The following is a 15,440-nucleotide window of genomic DNA, read 5'->3' as shown; positions in this document are numbered from 1 at the left end:
AACCATGGCCGACAGCCAGGACAGGGCAGCGCGCACCACCGTGCGCACCATCACCGATCTGGCCCGGCTCGCGGGGGTCTCGCCCGGCACGGTCAGCCGCGCGCTGGCGGGCAAGAGCCTCGTCAACACCCAGACCCGCGAGAAGATCGAGGCGCTCGCGCGCGAGCACGGCTTCCGCCCCAACCAGATGGCGAGCGGATTGCGCCGCCAGAAGACCGGCGTGATCGGCGTCGTCATCCCGCTCGGCCACGACACCCGCCAGCAGATCTCCGACAGCTTCTTCATGACCCTGCTCGGGCACCTCGCCGACGAGCTCACCACCCACGGCTACGACCTGATGCTGCGCCGGGTCGTGCCGACAAGCGACCCCGACTGGCTCGACCGCTTCATCGGTTCCGGGATGATCGACGGGGTGGTGGTGATCGGCCAGTCCGACCAGTTCGAGCGGATCGAGGAGGTCGCCGACGGCTACCGCGCGATGGTCGTGTGGGGGAACCACCAGGAGGGCCAGCGGCACTGCGTGGTCGGCACCGACAACCGGCTGGGCGGCAGGCTCGCGGCCGAACGCCTGATTGCGGGCGGTGCGCGGCGGCTGGCATTCCTCGGCGACACCGGCCCGATGGAATTCGCCGCGCGCTTTGCCGGGGCGCAGGATGTCGCCGCGCGGATGGGCCTGCCCGAGGTGCAGCCGCTCGCCACCCACCTCTCCCCCGACCGCGCGAGCGAGGAGATCGCGGGCCATCTGGCGCGCCACGGCCGCGCGCTCGACGGCATCTTCGCCGCCACCGACACCCTCGCCGCGCTGTGCCTCACCGAGCTGCGCGCGCAGGGTCTGAGCGTTCCGGACACCGTGAGACTGGTCGGCTTCGACGACCTGCCGATCGCGCGCCAGACCATCCCCCCGCTCACCACCGTGCGGCAGGACATCGCCGCGGGCGCGCGCGGCTTGGTGGATCTGCTGCTGCGGCGGCTGGGCGGCGAGTCGACCGAAAGCCTTGTCCTGCCCCCCGAACTGGTGGTGCGCGAGACGGCCTAGCCGCTCATGCTTTTCACCAGCGCTGCGGCCGAGGCACCTTCCAGCGTGAGGCCATAGCCAACCTCGCGGACCAAGCGCTCCTTCAGCGGCTGGATGAAGTGGATGCGGGTGTTGCGGCGCGCGACCGTGGGCTTGGCCAGATAGAGCGCGGCGAGCGCCCGCGCGCGGGTGAGCGCGGTGCCATCGGGTACCACCTCGGCAACCACGCCCCATTGCTTCGCGGTGTCTGCGCTGATCGGCTGCGGATCGAGCAGCCACGCCTCGGCCCGCCCCGGGCCCGCGCGGTAGCTCCAGGTGGTGAAGATGCCATCCCCCGGCACGATCCCCCCTGCGAAGTGCGGCAGATCGTGGAAGGTCGCACTCTCGCCCGCGACGATGATATTGGCCATCAGCGCATATTCGCTGTGGACGTGGGCGGCACCCTCGACCGCGGCGATCACCGGCACGCGGATGTTGGCGAGGTTCTCGAGGATCTGCACGCCCTCGTCGTGCACCTGCGACCAGACATCGGGATCGGCGACATTGCCGAAGCTCGGGAAGTCGATCCCGGCAATGAACTGCCCGCCTGCACCGGTGAGGATGACGATGCTGTTCTCGCGGTCTTGCGCGATCCGGTAGAAGGCCTCGGTGTAGTCGGTGTGGTCGCGGGCGGTGAAGGTCAGCGGGCCGCCGCCGCTGTGGAAGGTGGCGGTCAGCACCCCCGCCTCGTCGCGCTCGAGCGCGAGACCGGGGAAGGCATCGAAATAGGCCGGGCGTGCCATGGCGGATCCTTCTCATCGTCGGCGCGGGGGCCAAGCCTAGCGCCGGGCAAAGCGTGGGTTATTTCCAAATCTCGCCTATCCCGCAAAACCTGCAGAAACGGGCTTGCGTTATTGCGAAACGTTCTTAAGGGCATTCTTGCGAATGATTATCAGGAACGGTTCAACAATGCGATTCACTCTCCTCCTCTCCGCCGCTCTCCTCCCCCTCGCCGCCAATGCGCAGGCGCAGGAGACCGCCGCCCCGGCAGGCGAGAACACCGCCGCCGACGCCGAACCGATCATCGTCACCGCCGCGCGCACCGCCCTGCCGCTCACCGCCCTCCCGCTCACCGCCGAGGTGATCGACCGCGAGACGCTCGAGCGCCAGCTCCAGATTTCGGGCTCGGTGGTCGACGCCGTCGCCGCGCGCATCCCCTCCTTCAGTCCCGCGCGCCAGAAGCTCACCGGCCAAGGGGAAACCCTGCGCGGCCGCTCGCCGCTCTTCGCGATCGACGGCATTCCCCAGACCGCGCCCTTGCGTGACGGCTCGCGTGACGGCTTCACCATCGATCCCTTCTTCATCGACCGGGTCGAGCTGATCCTCGGCTCCAACGCGCTCCAGGGCATCGGCGGCACCGGCGGCGTGATCAACCAGGTCACCGTCTCCGCGCCCGCCGAGGACGGATGGAGCGCGCGCACCATCCTGCAAGGCACCGCCGAGAGCGGTTTTCGCGATGACGGCTTCGGCGGCAAGGTCGGCGCGCTGATCGCCAACCGCTCGGGCGCCTTCGATGTCGTGGTCGGCGCGGCCTACGAGCGCCGCGGCGTGTTCCGCGACGGCGAGCAGCGCCGCATCGCGCCCGATGGCACGCAGGGCGACCTGCAGGACTCCGAAAGCCTCTCCTTCTTCGCCAAGGCGGGCGTGGAGCTCGGCGAGACCGTGCAGATCGAGGCTATGGGCCAGCGCTTCGAGCTTCAGGGCGACGGCGATCTCGTCGCGGTCGCCGGAAGCCGCGCCACCGGCCTGCCCGCGACCGGCGCCCCCGGCGTCGTGCAGGGCGAGGCGCCCGAGAACCTCGCCGAGAGCCTCTCGCTCACCCTCACCGCCGACGACCTTGCAGGGGGCGCGCTGAGGGTGCGCGGCTTCTGGAACCGCACCGCCGACATCTACGGCGGCGGCATCTTCGCCGATTTCCAGGACCCGGCGATCGCCCCGCTCGGCACGCTGTTCGACCAGTCGCAGAACATCAGCCGCAAGTGGGGCATCAACGCCAGCTGGGAGCGCGGCTTCGGGCCCTTGAACCTCGTGGCGGGCGTGGACCTGCTCAACGACCACACCGTGCAGGTTCTCGCCCAGACGGGCCGCGCCTGGGTGCCGCCGACCGACTACCGCAGCATCGCCCCCTTCGCGCAAGGCAACCTCGCGCTGTGGGACGGCAAGCTGCGGCTCGCAGGGGGGGTGCGCTGGGAGAATGTCGAGATCTCGATCGACGATTACCAGACCCTGTTCTTCTACGGCCCGCAACAGGTCGGCGGCGGCTCGCCCAGCTTCGACCGGGTGCTGCCCAATGGCGGGATCGTGATCGAGCCGACCCCCGGCATCCGCGCCTATGCCAGCTACGCGCAGGGCTACACCGTGCCCGATGTCGGGCGCATCACCCGCGCGATCCGCACGCCCGATGTCGATCTCGACCGCTTCCTCGACATCGCGCCCGTCGTCGCCGACAACCGCGAGGTCGGCATCGAAGTGAACCGGGGCCCGATCGAGGCGAGCGCGACCTATTTCTGGTCGGACAGCGACGAGGGCCAGCTGCTCGTGCTGGTCGGTGACGTTTTCGAGGTGCAGCGCCAGCGCATCGAGATCCAGGGGCTCGAATTGAACCTCTCCACCGCCACCCCGATCCCCGGCCTGCGACTGGGCTTCGGCTACGCCCATCTCGATGGCCGGGTCGACACCGACGGCGACGGGATCGTCAACGCCGATCTCGACGGGGCCAATATCGGCCCCGATCGCCTCAACCTGTGGGCCGATTACGCCATTGGCCCGGTCAGCCTCGGCCTGCAATCGCGCACCCACTTCGCCCGGCGCTTCGACGGCGGCGATCCGCGCAACGATTTCGAGGGCTATCACCTGCTCGATGGCTCGATGAGCGTGGCGACCGGGTTCGGCCGCTTCACCCTTGCCGCGCAGAACCTGCTCGACCGCCAGTATATCGACTACAATTCGGACACCCAGCGCCCGGCCGACAACCTCAGGTTCTTCGCCGGACGCGGGCGGAGCGTGACGCTGGGCTGGCTGGCGAATTTCTGATGCGCCAGGCGCTGTCGCTGCTGCATCGCTGGCTCGGCGGGCTGGTCGGCCTCGGGCTGGCGGTGCTGGGGCTGACCGGCGCGGCCCTGCTGTGGAAGCCGTGGTGGGCGAGCGTGGCGCAGGTGCCGCGCGCGCCCTCGGACACCGAGACGCTGGCGATCATCGCCGCCGCCGAGGCCCGCGGCGCGGATTACGTGACGCTTCCCTCGGCCGAGTTCGGCGTGGCGCAGGCGGGGTTCGGCAAGGGCGGCGGCGGCGCCTACATCGCGCATGACGGCACCCTGCTCGCCCGCTGGCAGAGCGTGTGGGAGCGGCCCGAGACCCTGCTGTTCGATCTCCACCACCACCTGCTGCTGGGCGAGACCGGCGAGGTGATCTCGGGCTGGCTCGGCATCGCCGCGATCCTGTTCTGCATCACCGGCCTCGTGCTGTGGTGGCCGACGCGCCGCACCTTCCGCCTGCGCGCGCTGCCGCCGCGCTTCACCCGCCCCGCGGTGATCCTGCACCACCGCGATATCGGCGCGGTGCTGGCGCTGCCGATCCTGCTCGCCGCCATCACCGGCGCGCTGATGGTGCTGAAGCCCTTGGGACAGGCGGTGCTCGCCCCGCTCTCGCCCGCCGCCGAAGTGGCCGCGTGGCAGGCGAAGCCGCCCGCAGCCTCCTCGGCAACCGCCCAAGATTGGCCCGCGATCCTCGCCGCCGCCCGCGCGCGCTTTCCCGATGCCGATCCACGCATGATCATCTGGCCGAGGGCCCCGGGCGAGGGCGTCACCTTGCGCCTGCGCCGCCCGGCCGAATGGCACCCCAACGGCCGCACCACGCTCACCCTTGCCGCGGACGGCACCGTGCTCGCCGCGCGCGACGCGACCGCCGCGCCGCTGGCGCTGCGCGCGGGCAATGCGCTCTACCCGCTCCATTCGGCGCGGATGGCGGGGAGCGCCATGGCGCTGCCCTTAAGGGTCGTGATGACCTTGGCGGGGCTCGGCCTTGCCCTGCTCGGGAGCCTTGCGGTGGTGACCTTCTGGCGCAGCCGCACGGGCAACCACCGGTCCGCACCCGCGATCCCCCGCGGGCGCGTTACCGGCTGAGGCCGCCTGCCAGCCGCTCAGTTCACCAGCGGATCAGCGGGGGCACCACCGCCCGCCCGACCGCGCCCATCACCACCACCACCGCGGTGTGCCACAGGCCGATGTGGACGATATCGTTGAACGGGCAGTGCAGCGAGAAGGCGAAGATCCCGAAGGCGCCCGATGCGACCCCGGCGACGAGGCCGGCGCGCTCGGGCGAGGTCGGCGCGCCGCGGCGCAGCCACAGGACGAGCAGGCCCAGCACCAGCAGCGAGGACGCGCTGCCCACCGCGAAGCACTCGGCCCCGTGGATCATCGCCTGGCTCGAAAGCGCCGCGCGGCCCTTGACCCCCGCGACGACCAGGCCCGCAAGCGGCAGCAGCCCCGCCATCGCCGCCGCCCAGCGCCAGCCCGTGTGGTCGCTGCCGACCTGGGGGCGGCTCATGATCACCACGGTCACGCTCGCCGCCACGGCGAGGCCGAAATAGAGCCCGGTCGCAACCAGCTGCATCGGGTTGACGCTGCCCGCCAGCCAGTCTGCGCGAAGCCCGTAGAGGCCGATCACCACCCACGCGGTCACCGCCGCCCCGGCGAGCGCGAGCGCAACCCCCTCGCCGAAGCGCAAGGGCCTCACCGGCTCAAGCCCGCCCACCAGCTCGGCGATCAGGGCATCGGAACTCTGCTGCATTGTCATTCTTTCTCGATAATGGCCGCGAGCTTCTTGAGCCCGCGGTGGATGTTGACCTTGACGAGGCTCTCGCTCTGCCCGGTGGCGGCGGAGGCCTCGGCGATGCTCAGGCCTTCGATCTTGACGAGCGCGATCGCGCGCTCCTGTGCCGGCGGCAGCAGGCCCAGCAGCCGGTCGAGGCTGATGCGCGCCGAGACCGCGGGTTCATCGTCGCTGCCGATCAGTTCCTCGTGGAGCTCGTGCTCGTCGGCGCGGTAGATGCGGCGCAGGTGATCGACCCAGCGATAGCGGGCGATCGCCGCGAGCCACGGGAGGAAGGGGCGCGAGGCGTCCCACGAGGCACGCTTGGTGTGGAGCGCGATCAGCGTCTCCTGCACCAGATCATCGAGGCTCGAGGGCGCGACCCGGCGGCTGTAATAGGCGCGCAGCCAGCGCTGGCAGCTCTCGAGCAAGGTCGCATAGGCCTGCTTGTCGCCAGCTTGCGAGAGCCGCATCAGCCGCGCCAGGGTGGTCTCGTCCGCTCTCATCGGCGTGCCGCCGCGCGCTTGTCTTCACTGATCATGCCGCGCCCCCTGTGCTTGGCCCGCGCCCGTGGTGTCACGGGCTTTTCGCAAGGCTGTTGGTCGCCGTTACATAGGGCGGCAAAAAATTTCCCGCGTCTTTCGCGAAAGACTGCGCGCCGGAACGCAGCGGCCCCGCGCTCGCAGGGCTGCGAGCGCGGGGCCTGCTTCATTACCGTGCCGCCTGTCAGCTCAGCGCGACGTGGCGCTTCAGGTGGTGGTCGACATTGCCGAACTCGCTGTCGAAGATCGTCAGGCGCTTGAAGTAGTGGCCGATCGCATATTCGTCGGTCACGCCGTTGCCGCCGTGGATCTGCACCGCTTCCTGCCCGATCAGCCGCGCCGATTGCCCGACGCCGACCTTCGCGGCCGAGACCGCCAGCTTGCGGGTCCGCTCGTCCGAGCCCAGCCGGAGCGTCGCGAGATAGGTCAGCGAGACGGCGGTTTCATAGGCGGTGTACATGTCGACCATGCGGTGCTGGAGCACCTGGAAGGAGCCGATCGGCACGCCGAACTGCTTGCGCTGGCGGCTGTATTCGACGGTCATCGCATGCGCGACCTTCATCGCCCCGCAGGCCTCGGCGCACAGCGCGGCGATGGCTTCGTCGGTGACGAGTTCGATCAGCGCCAGCCCCTCGCCCTCGCCCCCGATCAGCGCCTCGGCGCCCACGGCGGCGTTCTCGAAATAGACCTCCGAGGCGCGGCGGCCGTCGACCGTCACGTAATCACGGGTGGTGACGCCGGGGGTGTCCTTGGCGAGGACGAAGACCGAGACGCCCGAACGGTCGCGCCGCTCGCCGCCGGTGCGCGCGGTGACGACGAGGTGGCTCGCCCAGGGCGCGCCGATCACGACCGCCTTGTGGCCGTTCAGGACATAGCCGCTGCCGTCCTTCTTCGCGGTGGTCTCGAGGTCGGCATAGTCATAGCGGCCCTTCGGCTCGGCATGGGCGAAGGCGAACACGCTGCTGCCCGCCACGATGCCGCCGATATGCTCTTCCTTCTGCGCCGCGGTGCCGCCGTGCTTGAGGAAGCCCCCGGCGCAGACCACGGTCGGCAGGAAAGGCTCGATCACCAGCCCCTTGCCGAACTCCTCCATGATGATCATCGCATCGACCGCGCCGCCGCCGAAGCCGCCGTCGGCTTCGCTGAACGGCATGCCGAGGATGCCGAGCTCGGCAAGCTGCGCCCACAGCTCGGGCCGCCAGCCTTCGGCGCTGGCGATCGCCTTGCGGCGCTCCTCGAAGCCATATTGCTCACGCACCAGCCGCGACAGACCGTCGCGCACCATGCCCTGTTCTTCGGTGAAGTTGAAATCCACGTCTGTCTCTCCCGTCTCGTGTCTTACAGACCGAGGATCATCTTGGTGATGATGTTGCGCTGGATCTCGTTGGATCCGCCATAGATGCTGGTCTTGCGCATGTTGAAATAGGTCGCCGCCGCGTGGGCCGCGTAGTCGGGGCCGACCGGGTGCTCGTTCGAGCCGTTGTCGTTCGACACCCCGCCCATGTAGGGCGCGCTGTAGGTGCCGACCGCTTCCAGCGTGAGTTCGGTCAGGCGCTGCTGAATCTCGGTGCCCTTGATCTTGAGGATCGAGCTTTCCGGCCCCGGCCCCTTGCCCGCCTGCTCGCCCGCGAGGGTGCGCAGTTCGGTGATTTCCAGCGCGGCGAGATCGATTTCGAGCTGGCTCACCTTCTTGGCGAAGTCGAAATCCTTGATCAGCGGCTGGCCGTCGAGCGTTTCATGCGTCGCGATCTCGCGCAGCTTTTCGACGCCGCGCTTGCTGCGCGCCACACCAGCGATGCCGGAGCGTTCATGGGCGAGCAGGAACTTGGCATAGGTCCAGCCCTTGTTCTCGACACCGACGAGGTTCTCGACCGGGACGCGCACGTCGGTCAGCCAGGTTTCGTTGACCTCGTAGCCGCCGTCGAGCAGCTTGATCGGCTTCACTTCCACGCCCGGGGTCTTCATGTCGACGAGGATGAAGCTGATCCCTTCCTGCTGCTTGGCGGTCGGATCGGTGCGGCACAGGAAGAAGCCCCAATCGGCGTGCTGGGCGAGCGTCGTCCAGGTCTTCTGGCCGTTGATGACGTAGTGGTCGCCGTCGCGCACGGCGGTGGTCTTGAGGCTGGCAAGGTCAGAACCGGCGCCGGGCTCCGAATAGCCCTGGCACCACCACACCTCGCCGCTGCGGATACCGGGCAGGTGCCTGGCCTTCTGCTCTTCATTGCCGAAGGTGTAGATCACGGGGCCGACCATCGAGACGCCGAAGGGCAGCGGCATCAGCGCATTCACGCGGGCGTTCTCTTCCGACCAGATGTAGCGCTGGGTCGGGCTCCAGCCGGTGCCGCCGTATTCGACCGGCCAAGCCGGGACCGACCAGCCCTTGGCGCCGAGGATCTTGTGCCACGCGACGAAGTCCTCGCGGGCCATGTCCTCGCGCATGCCGAAATCGGCGAGGTGCTTGGGATAGTTCTCGGCGATGAAGGCGCGCACCTCCTCGCGGAAGGCCTGCTCTTCGGGGGTGAATTCGAGGTTCATGGGGTCTCTCTCCGACTTGCGTTTTGCCGCTTTGCAATACGCTTTGTCACGGCGCGCGGACGCGGAAAAGAGGCAATTGCGCAAGGGTGCGCCGCCGTAGCGGCAAGTCGGGCGCGGCTGGGCTGCGAAGGGGGCGAATCGGTCTTGTTCGATCCGCCACCCCTGCGCGTTCGTCACATCTCCAGCGGGCCGTGCTGGATGTGCGGCAGGACATGCCGCGCAAACAGATCGGCTTCCTGCATGTGCGGATAGCCCGAGAGGATGAAGGCCTCGATCCCTTCCGCCTGATAGGCGCGCAGCTTGGCGAGCACCTGGTCGGGCGTGCCGACGATCGCCGCCCCGCAGCCGGAACGCGCGCGGCCGATGCCGGTCCACAGGTTCTCCTCGACGAAGCCGTCGCCATCGGCCGCGCCGCGCAACTCCTGCTGGCGCTGGACGCCGTAGTTCTTCGCGTCGAGCGATTTCTCGCGGATCGCCCGGCCCGCCTCGTCGTCGAGCTTGGACAAGAGCCGGTCGGCATAGGCGCGCGCCTCGTCCTCGGTCTCGCGCACGATCACGTGGACGCGGTAGCCGAACTTGAGGGTGCGGCCATACTTCGCGGCGCGTTCCTTGAGGTCGGCGATGTTCTCGCGCACCTTGTCCATCGTGTCGGGCCACATCAGGTAGACATCCGCCGCCTCGGCCGCACATTCGCGCGCCTCGTGGCTGAGGCCGCCGAAGTAGAACGGCGGGCACTTGCCCGAAAGCGTGGTGATCCGCGGCGGATCGAGCTTCAGCTTGTAGAATTCGCCGTCGAAATCGAGATGCTCGCCGTTGAGGAGCGTCTTGACGATCTTCATGATCTCGGTGCCGCGGCGGTAGCGGGGGCCGCTCTCGATCGTCTCGCCCGGCATGTCCGAGGAGATGATGTTGACGTTGAGCCGCCCCCCGGTGCCGCTCGCGTTCGGCCCGAGGATGCGGTCGAGCGTGGCGATCCGGCGGGCGAGCTGCGGCGGCCAGTCCTCGCCCATGCGGGTCGCCCAGAGGAGCTTGATGCGCCGGACCTGCGTCGCCACCGCGGCGGCGAAGACCGTGGTGTCGAGGCCGAGCTGGTAGCCCGAGGGCAGCAGGATATTGTCGAACCCGCCCTCCTCGGCCCGCAGCACGAGGTTGCGGCAATGCTCCCAGCTCGATTGCAGGTAGGGATCGGGGACGCCGAGGAACTCGTAATCATCGTCACACAGCGCGGAGAACCACGCGATTTCGCATTGTTGCTCAGTCATTTAGGGAAGCCTCTCTCCACGCGCGGCGACCAGCACCGCGTACCAATCCGTTCGCGTCCAGCGGACCTTGAGCGCCTCGGCACCTTCGGCAATCCGCTCCGCGTTCTGCGAGCCGATGATCGGGATGATCCCGGCGGGGTGCGCCATCAGCCAGCTGTAGGCGGCGACCGTGCGCGAGACGCCTTGCGCTTCGGCAACCGCATCGAGCGCGGCGGCGACCGACTTGTCGCGGGGCGTCTCGGGCGCGGCGAGCCTGCCGCCACCGAGCGGCGACCATGCCAGCGGGGTCAGGCCGAAAGCCATCGCCTGGTCCAGCTCGCCATTCTCGATGCAGGTGATGCGCAGCGGGCTGATCTCGGGCTGGGTCGAGACCAGCTTGCTCTCCAGAAACTTCGACAGCGCGGCGATCTGGTACATCGTGAAGTTGGAGACGCCGAGCGCCTTCACCTTGCCGCTCGCCACCGCGTCGTCGAGCACGCGGGCGGTCTCCTGCGGGTGGGCGAGGATGTCGGGGCGGTGAATCTGCCACAGGTCGACCGAGTCCACCCGCAAGCGGCGCAGCGAATCGTCGATCGCCTTGCGCAGGTAATCGGCGCTCTGATCGTAGGGCAGCGGCGGGAGGATGCCGCCCTTGGTCGCCAGCACCATCCGGTCGCGAAGGCCCGGTTCCGCCGCCAGCACCTCGCCCAGCAGCACCTCGGCATCGCCGAAGCCTCCGGCGCCGTCGAAGCCGTAGATATCGGCGGTGTCGAGGAAATTGATCCCCGCATCCAGCGCCGCATGCACCAGCCGCGCGGCATCGGCGGCGGTGCGGCCATCCTCTGCGAGACGCCACATCCCCCAGGCGATGGACGAGACCTCGATATTGCTCGCGCCAAGGCGTCGCGTGGCGGGGGGCGGGGGCAGTTCACTCATGGGTCAGGAATTCCTCTGTGGCGGAGCGACCGAGGCGCGCTCGACAAGGTCATGGGGCAGGCGCTTGTGGGTGATGTCCCCGCCCGCGATCAGGATCTGCGTCGCGGTGCGGGCAAGGTCCGCCATCGGCTGGCGGATGGTGGTGAGCGGCGGCCAGACGGTGCGCGCCAGCGTGGTGTCGTCGAAGCCCGCGACCGAAAGCTCGGCGGGCACGGCAATCCCCCGATCATGCGCCACGGCGAGGACGCCTGCAGCCATGTCGTCGTTCGAGGCGAAGATCGCGGTCGGGCGCGCGGGCTGATCGAGCAGCGCCCGCGCACCCGCCACCCCGGAGTCGAAATCGAACTCGCCGTCGACCACCAGGCCCGGCTCGAAGGGAATGCCCACCCGGTCCAGGGCACGGCGGTAGCCGAACAGGCGGTCGTCGGAGGCCATGTGGTTGGCATGGCCCTTGATGAACCCGATCCGGCGGTGGCCCGCATTGATGAGGTGCGTGGTCATGTCGTCGGCGGCCTGGGCGTCGTCCATGAACACCGAGGATGTGAGCGCGTGGTTGGTGCCGGGCGAGATGCGCACGAAGGGCACGTCCATCGTCTCGAGCGCCCGCAGCACCGGATCGCAATCGGTGACGGGGGAGGAGAGGATGATGCCGTCGACATGGGTCTCGCTGACGAGCCCGCGCACCTGGTCGCCGACGCGCGGGTCGGCAACGTCGACCGGCTGGGCGAGCAGCCGGATGCCCGCATCGTGACACACGTCCCAGCAGCCCTTCTGGATCTGGAACATGTAGTAGGGGCTGTGATTGTCGTAGATCAGCGCGACCTGGTTCGACTTCGCGCCCGACAGGATGCGCGCCGCCACGGAAGGCCGGTAGTCGAGCTCGGCCATCGCCTGCTCCACCCGCGCCTTCAATTCCGCGCTGACATAGGGGTGACCGTTGAGCACGCGGCTGACGGTCTTCACCGCCACCCCGGCGCGCGCGGCGACGTCCTTGATGTTGGCGCGGCTCATGGGCGCAGATCTTCGAACAGCGGGGCGAAGGCGCTGTCGGGGCGGTAGAACACCGGCGGCTCGCCGATTGGCGCGGGGACCTCGTGCCATCCCGGCGCATGGTCGCGCCCGCTCCACAGGTGCCGCCACGCGCCTTGCGGCAGATAGACGTTCCGCATCATCGCTCCCGCTTCGATCACCGGTGCCACCAGCACGTCCGCACCATAGAGGAACTGGTCCTGGATCGTGAAGGTTTCCCGGTCCTGCGGGTGGTGCAGGAACAGCGCCCGCTGGGTGGGCAGGCCGGTGGCGCGGGCCTCCGCGGCGAGGTGCTGCACATAGGGCGCGAGCGCGGCGTGGGCGCGGCTCCAGCGGATGAAGCCTGCGATCAGCGCGGGGCTCGAGTCGATCTGGAGATTGTCGTCCGGGCGGTTGCCCTCGTGGGTGCGGAAGACGGGGCTGAAGGCGCCAAGCTCGTACCACCTGAGGATCAGCTCCTCGCTGCGCACATTGCCGAACAGGCTGGTGTAGCCGCCGACGTCGGAATGGCTGAAGGCATTGCCGACGAGGCCCGATGACAGCGCGGCGGTGACGACCGTGCCGATCCCGTCGTGGCGGCTGAAATCGACCGACTGGTCGCCCGCCCACAGCAGGGGGCAGTGCGCCTGCACCCCCGTGTGCCCCGCGCGCATGAACCACAGCACATCGCCTGTCCGCCCCCGCGACTCGACCGCGCGCGCGTTGACCTCGGCCCAGCGCACCGGCCAGCGGTTGTGCTCGCGCATCGGGTCGCCATCGAACAGGCGCAGGTCGGTGGGGAGGTATTCGCCGAAATCGGCCATCCACCCGTCGAGCCCGAAATCGAGCATCCGCTTGCCGATCACTTCCTCGGCGAACCAGTCGGCGGCGGCGGGGTTGGTGAAATCGACCACGCCCGCGTCGAACTCGCCGAAGTCGACAAGGTAGGGCTCGTCGCTGTCCGGCCGGAGCGCGAGGAGGCCCCTCGCTGACGCTTCGGGGAACAGGGGGCCGTCGACGGCGAGATAGGGGTTCACATAGCCGAGGAAGCGGATGCCGCGAGCCTTCAATGCGGCGATGCGGGCGGGCAGATCGGGGTAGCGGGTCGGGTTCCACTGCCAGTCCCAGAACAGGCGGCGGCCGAAGCTGGTCTCGCGGATGCCGACCCAGTCCTCGCACCACAGGCCGGAGACGGAGGCGCCCGCCGCGATCAGCGCCTCGAGCCGGTCGAAGCTCGCCTCGCCCTGCTTGAGGCCGACCACCGCCCCGCCGATGGCCCAGTCGGGGAGCGCGTGGCGGCGGCCGAAGCGCGCGCCCAGCTGGCGGGTGAGATCGGCAGGTGCGCCTTCGAACAGGTCGATCGCGACCTCGCCCGACCAGACATGCACCCGCAGCCGCCCCGCCTCGCGCGCGTCGAACTCGGCATATTCGCTGTTTGCGAGGCTGATCGCCCAGCCGCCCGAGCACAGCACGGTGGGTTCGGGGTAATTGGTCGTCCAGTAATCCCCGCCCGCAAAGCTCCCGTCGGCGCTCGCCTGATCGGTGAGCGGCGTGCCGGGATCGCGCCCGACGCCGGGCTCGCTGGTCCAGAGCGGGAAGTTGCGGCCATTGAGGACCAGGTAGCTCATCTGCTCGCCCCCGCCCCACAGCACATCCTCGGGCGTGAGTGCGAGGTCGATCGTGATGCGGTCATGGCCGGTGAGCGCCGCGAGCGTCAGCCGCGATGCGCCGGGCGCAAGCGCCAGGGCGACCTTGGCGCTGCCATCGGCGCTCGCCAGCACCACGCGCCCCGCCCCGTCCACTTCTGCCTGGCACAGTGGCTTCGCGGCAACAGCAGCATCCGAAAGGCGGAAATTGCCCCGCACCATGGTGACCTGCGGCGCGCCCGAAGCGACGGAAATCGCGAGAGAATCCGGCGCATGACGGAGCACCGTCCGGCCTGCCAGCCGCAACGCAACGCCCCCCTCATCCGGCTCCAGCCGCACCATCACTGACCTGTATCCTCGTCCCGGGCTGTCCCTTGGCCCGCTCTGACACCGCTTGACAGAATGCAGCGGAAAGCGCAACCCGACAGGCCAAAGATCGACCGCACGGGCTGAGATCGCTTGAAGCCGTCCGAAAGAATCGATCGTGACCAGAGGGGAGAACACCATCATGTCCGCCACCACCCGCTTTGCCATCAAGGCGCTGGCATTGTCCGCCAGCTCGCTCGCCTTCGCTTCCGCCGCTCCGGCGCTCGCGCAGGTCGAGGAAATCATCGTCACCGCCCAGAAAGTCGAGGAAAACGTCCAGGACGTGCCGATCGCGATCGCCGCGGTTTCGGGCGACCGGCTGCAGCAGGCGGGCGTCATCAGCCTCGAGAACATCTCGACCGTCGTCCCCTCGGTAACCTTCCGCAAGGGCACCACCAGCGCCAACAGCGCGATCGTGATGCGCGGTGTCGGCACCATCACCTTCTCGGTCGCGGCCGAACCGTCCGTGTCCACCGTTGTCGACGGCGTGGTGCTGAGCCGTTCGGGCCAGGCCTTCATGGATCTCGTCGACATCCAGCGGCTTGAAGTGCTGCGCGGGCCGCAGGGCACGCTGTTCGGCCGCAACGCGAGCGCCGGCCTCGTCAACATCGTCTCCAAGGGCGGCACCGACACGCTCGAGGCCGAGTTCAACGCCGACTGGTTCGAGGGCGAGGAATACCGCCTGCGCGCCGCCGTGTCCGGCCCGATCGCCGAGAACCTCAGCGCCCGCCTGACCGGCTTCTACGGCAGCTTCGACGGCAACATCACCAACATCTTCGGCGGCGAGAACAACACCGTCAACGGCTACGAGCGCTACGGCGTGCGCGGCATCGTCGATTACGACGACGGCGGCAACAAGGTCCGCCTGATCGCCGACTACTACAAGGCCGACGATGATTGCTGCGTCGACGTGACCGGTGCCAGCCGCGGCGCGGTGCAGGATGCGCTGCTCGCGCTGCCGGGCGGCGTGGCGCTGGGCGAGAACCAGCGCTTCATCAACAACGACCTCGTCACCAGCACCGAAGACCAGCAGTGGAGCCTCACCGGCACCGGCGATTTCGACATCACCGACACCCACACGCTGAGCGTCGTGCTCGGCTATCGCAACTGGGAGAACACCGAAATCCGCGAGGGCGACTTCCTGCCGCGCGCGATCGTGGGTGCGGGCCAGCTGCATGACAACGGGGTGGTCAAGACCGAACAGGTCTCGGCCGAAGTCCGCCTCGCCTCCGACCAGACCAAGCCGTTCCACTACCAGATCGGCGGGTTCATCTGGCAATCGGACAACACGCAGGACTTCACC

At 69.0% G+C, this 15,440-nt stretch carries 13 protein-coding genes; 4 read left to right on the top strand and 9 right to left on the bottom strand.

Annotation, left to right across the window (positions count from 1 at the left end):
- Positions 1–4 precede the first annotated feature (4 nt).
- Positions 5–1,036 (top strand): LacI family DNA-binding transcriptional regulator, encoded by a 1,032-nt coding sequence (locus AX692_RS09670; protein ID WP_073973607.1) that lies wholly within the window; start codon positions 5–7, stop codon positions 1,034–1,036.
- Here AX692_RS09670 and AX692_RS09665 read toward each other — a convergent pair.
- Positions 1,033–1,797 carry an enoyl-CoA hydratase/isomerase family protein gene (locus AX692_RS09665; RefSeq protein WP_073973608.1) on the bottom strand — a complete coding sequence of 255 codons (765 nt, stop codon included), beginning with the start codon at positions 1,795–1,797 and terminating at the stop codon, positions 1,033–1,035. The two genes, AX692_RS09670 and AX692_RS09665, sit on opposite strands and share 4 nt — an antisense overlap.
- Positions 1,798–1,963: 166 nt before the next feature.
- Here AX692_RS09665 and AX692_RS09660 point away from each other — a divergent pair, with 166 nt between their 5' ends.
- Together AX692_RS09660 and AX692_RS09655 are read left to right on the top strand one after the other, a co-directional pair.
- On the top strand, positions 1,964–4,087 hold the full coding sequence (locus AX692_RS09660) for a TonB-dependent receptor (RefSeq protein ID WP_073973609.1): 2,124 nt from the start codon (positions 1,964–1,966) through the stop codon (positions 4,085–4,087).
- A complete protein-coding gene (locus AX692_RS09655; RefSeq protein WP_073977244.1) occupies positions 4,087–5,175 on the top strand; it encodes a PepSY-associated TM helix domain-containing protein in 1,089 nt (362 codons plus the stop codon). Before AX692_RS09660 ends, AX692_RS09655 begins: the two co-directional genes overlap by 1 nt.
- Positions 5,176–5,197: 22 nt before the next feature.
- Here the strand turns inward: AX692_RS09655 and AX692_RS09650 are convergent, their stop codons facing one another.
- The 8 genes from AX692_RS09650 to AX692_RS09615 all read right to left on the bottom strand — a co-directional run bounded on the left by AX692_RS09650 (position 5,198) and on the right by AX692_RS09615 (position 14,113).
- Positions 5,198–5,842, bottom strand: coding sequence for an NrsF family protein (locus AX692_RS09650; RefSeq protein WP_073974987.1), 645 nt, complete (start codon positions 5,840–5,842; stop codon positions 5,198–5,200).
- A 2-nt stretch (positions 5,843–5,844) separates the two neighbouring features.
- Complete coding sequence (locus AX692_RS09645) at positions 5,845–6,369, bottom strand: sigma-70 family RNA polymerase sigma factor (RefSeq protein WP_073974986.1); 525 nt, start codon at positions 6,367–6,369, stop codon at positions 5,845–5,847.
- A 220-nt stretch (positions 6,370–6,589) separates the two neighbouring features.
- Positions 6,590–7,720 carry an acyl-CoA dehydrogenase family protein gene (locus AX692_RS09640; RefSeq protein ID WP_073974985.1) on the bottom strand — a complete coding sequence of 377 codons (1,131 nt, stop codon included), beginning with the start codon at positions 7,718–7,720 and terminating at the stop codon, positions 6,590–6,592.
- Positions 7,721–7,743: 23 nt separating this feature from the next.
- Positions 7,744–8,940 (bottom strand): acyl-CoA dehydrogenase family protein, encoded by a 1,197-nt coding sequence (locus AX692_RS09635; protein WP_073974984.1) that lies wholly within the window; start codon positions 8,938–8,940, stop codon positions 7,744–7,746.
- A gap of 173 nt (positions 8,941–9,113) precedes the next feature.
- Positions 9,114–10,202, bottom strand: a complete 1,089-nt coding sequence (locus tag AX692_RS09630; protein WP_073974983.1) for an LLM class flavin-dependent oxidoreductase — start codon at positions 10,200–10,202, stop codon at positions 9,114–9,116.
- The gene (locus AX692_RS09625) at positions 10,203–11,117 is read right to left on the bottom strand and encodes an aldo/keto reductase (RefSeq protein ID WP_073974982.1); all 915 of its coding nucleotides are present in this window, start codon (positions 11,115–11,117) and stop codon (positions 10,203–10,205) included.
- 3 nt (positions 11,118–11,120) lie between these two features.
- Positions 11,121–12,128: a LacI family DNA-binding transcriptional regulator gene (locus AX692_RS09620; RefSeq protein WP_073974981.1), complete on the bottom strand. Its 1,008-nt coding sequence runs from the start codon at positions 12,126–12,128 to the stop codon at positions 11,121–11,123.
- The gene (locus AX692_RS09615) at positions 12,125–14,113 is read right to left on the bottom strand and encodes an alpha-glucosidase (protein WP_073977243.1); all 1,989 of its coding nucleotides are present in this window, start codon (positions 14,111–14,113) and stop codon (positions 12,125–12,127) included. The genes AX692_RS09620 and AX692_RS09615 overlap by 4 nt, the downstream gene beginning before the upstream one ends.
- A gap of 166 nt (positions 14,114–14,279) precedes the next feature.
- Between AX692_RS09615 and AX692_RS09610 the strand changes: the two genes are divergently transcribed.
- A partial coding sequence (locus AX692_RS09610; protein WP_155646303.1) for a TonB-dependent receptor occupies positions 14,280–15,440 on the top strand: 1,161 nt, incomplete at its 3' end.

Origin of the sequence: Erythrobacter donghaensis (assembly GCF_001557325.1) — a bacterium.
In the GTDB taxonomy this organism is placed as follows: Bacteria; Pseudomonadota; Alphaproteobacteria; order Sphingomonadales; family Sphingomonadaceae; genus Erythrobacter; species Erythrobacter donghaensis_B.
Note: the sequence above shows the minus strand (reverse complement) of the source record. Positions and strands in the feature narration are given on the sequence as shown.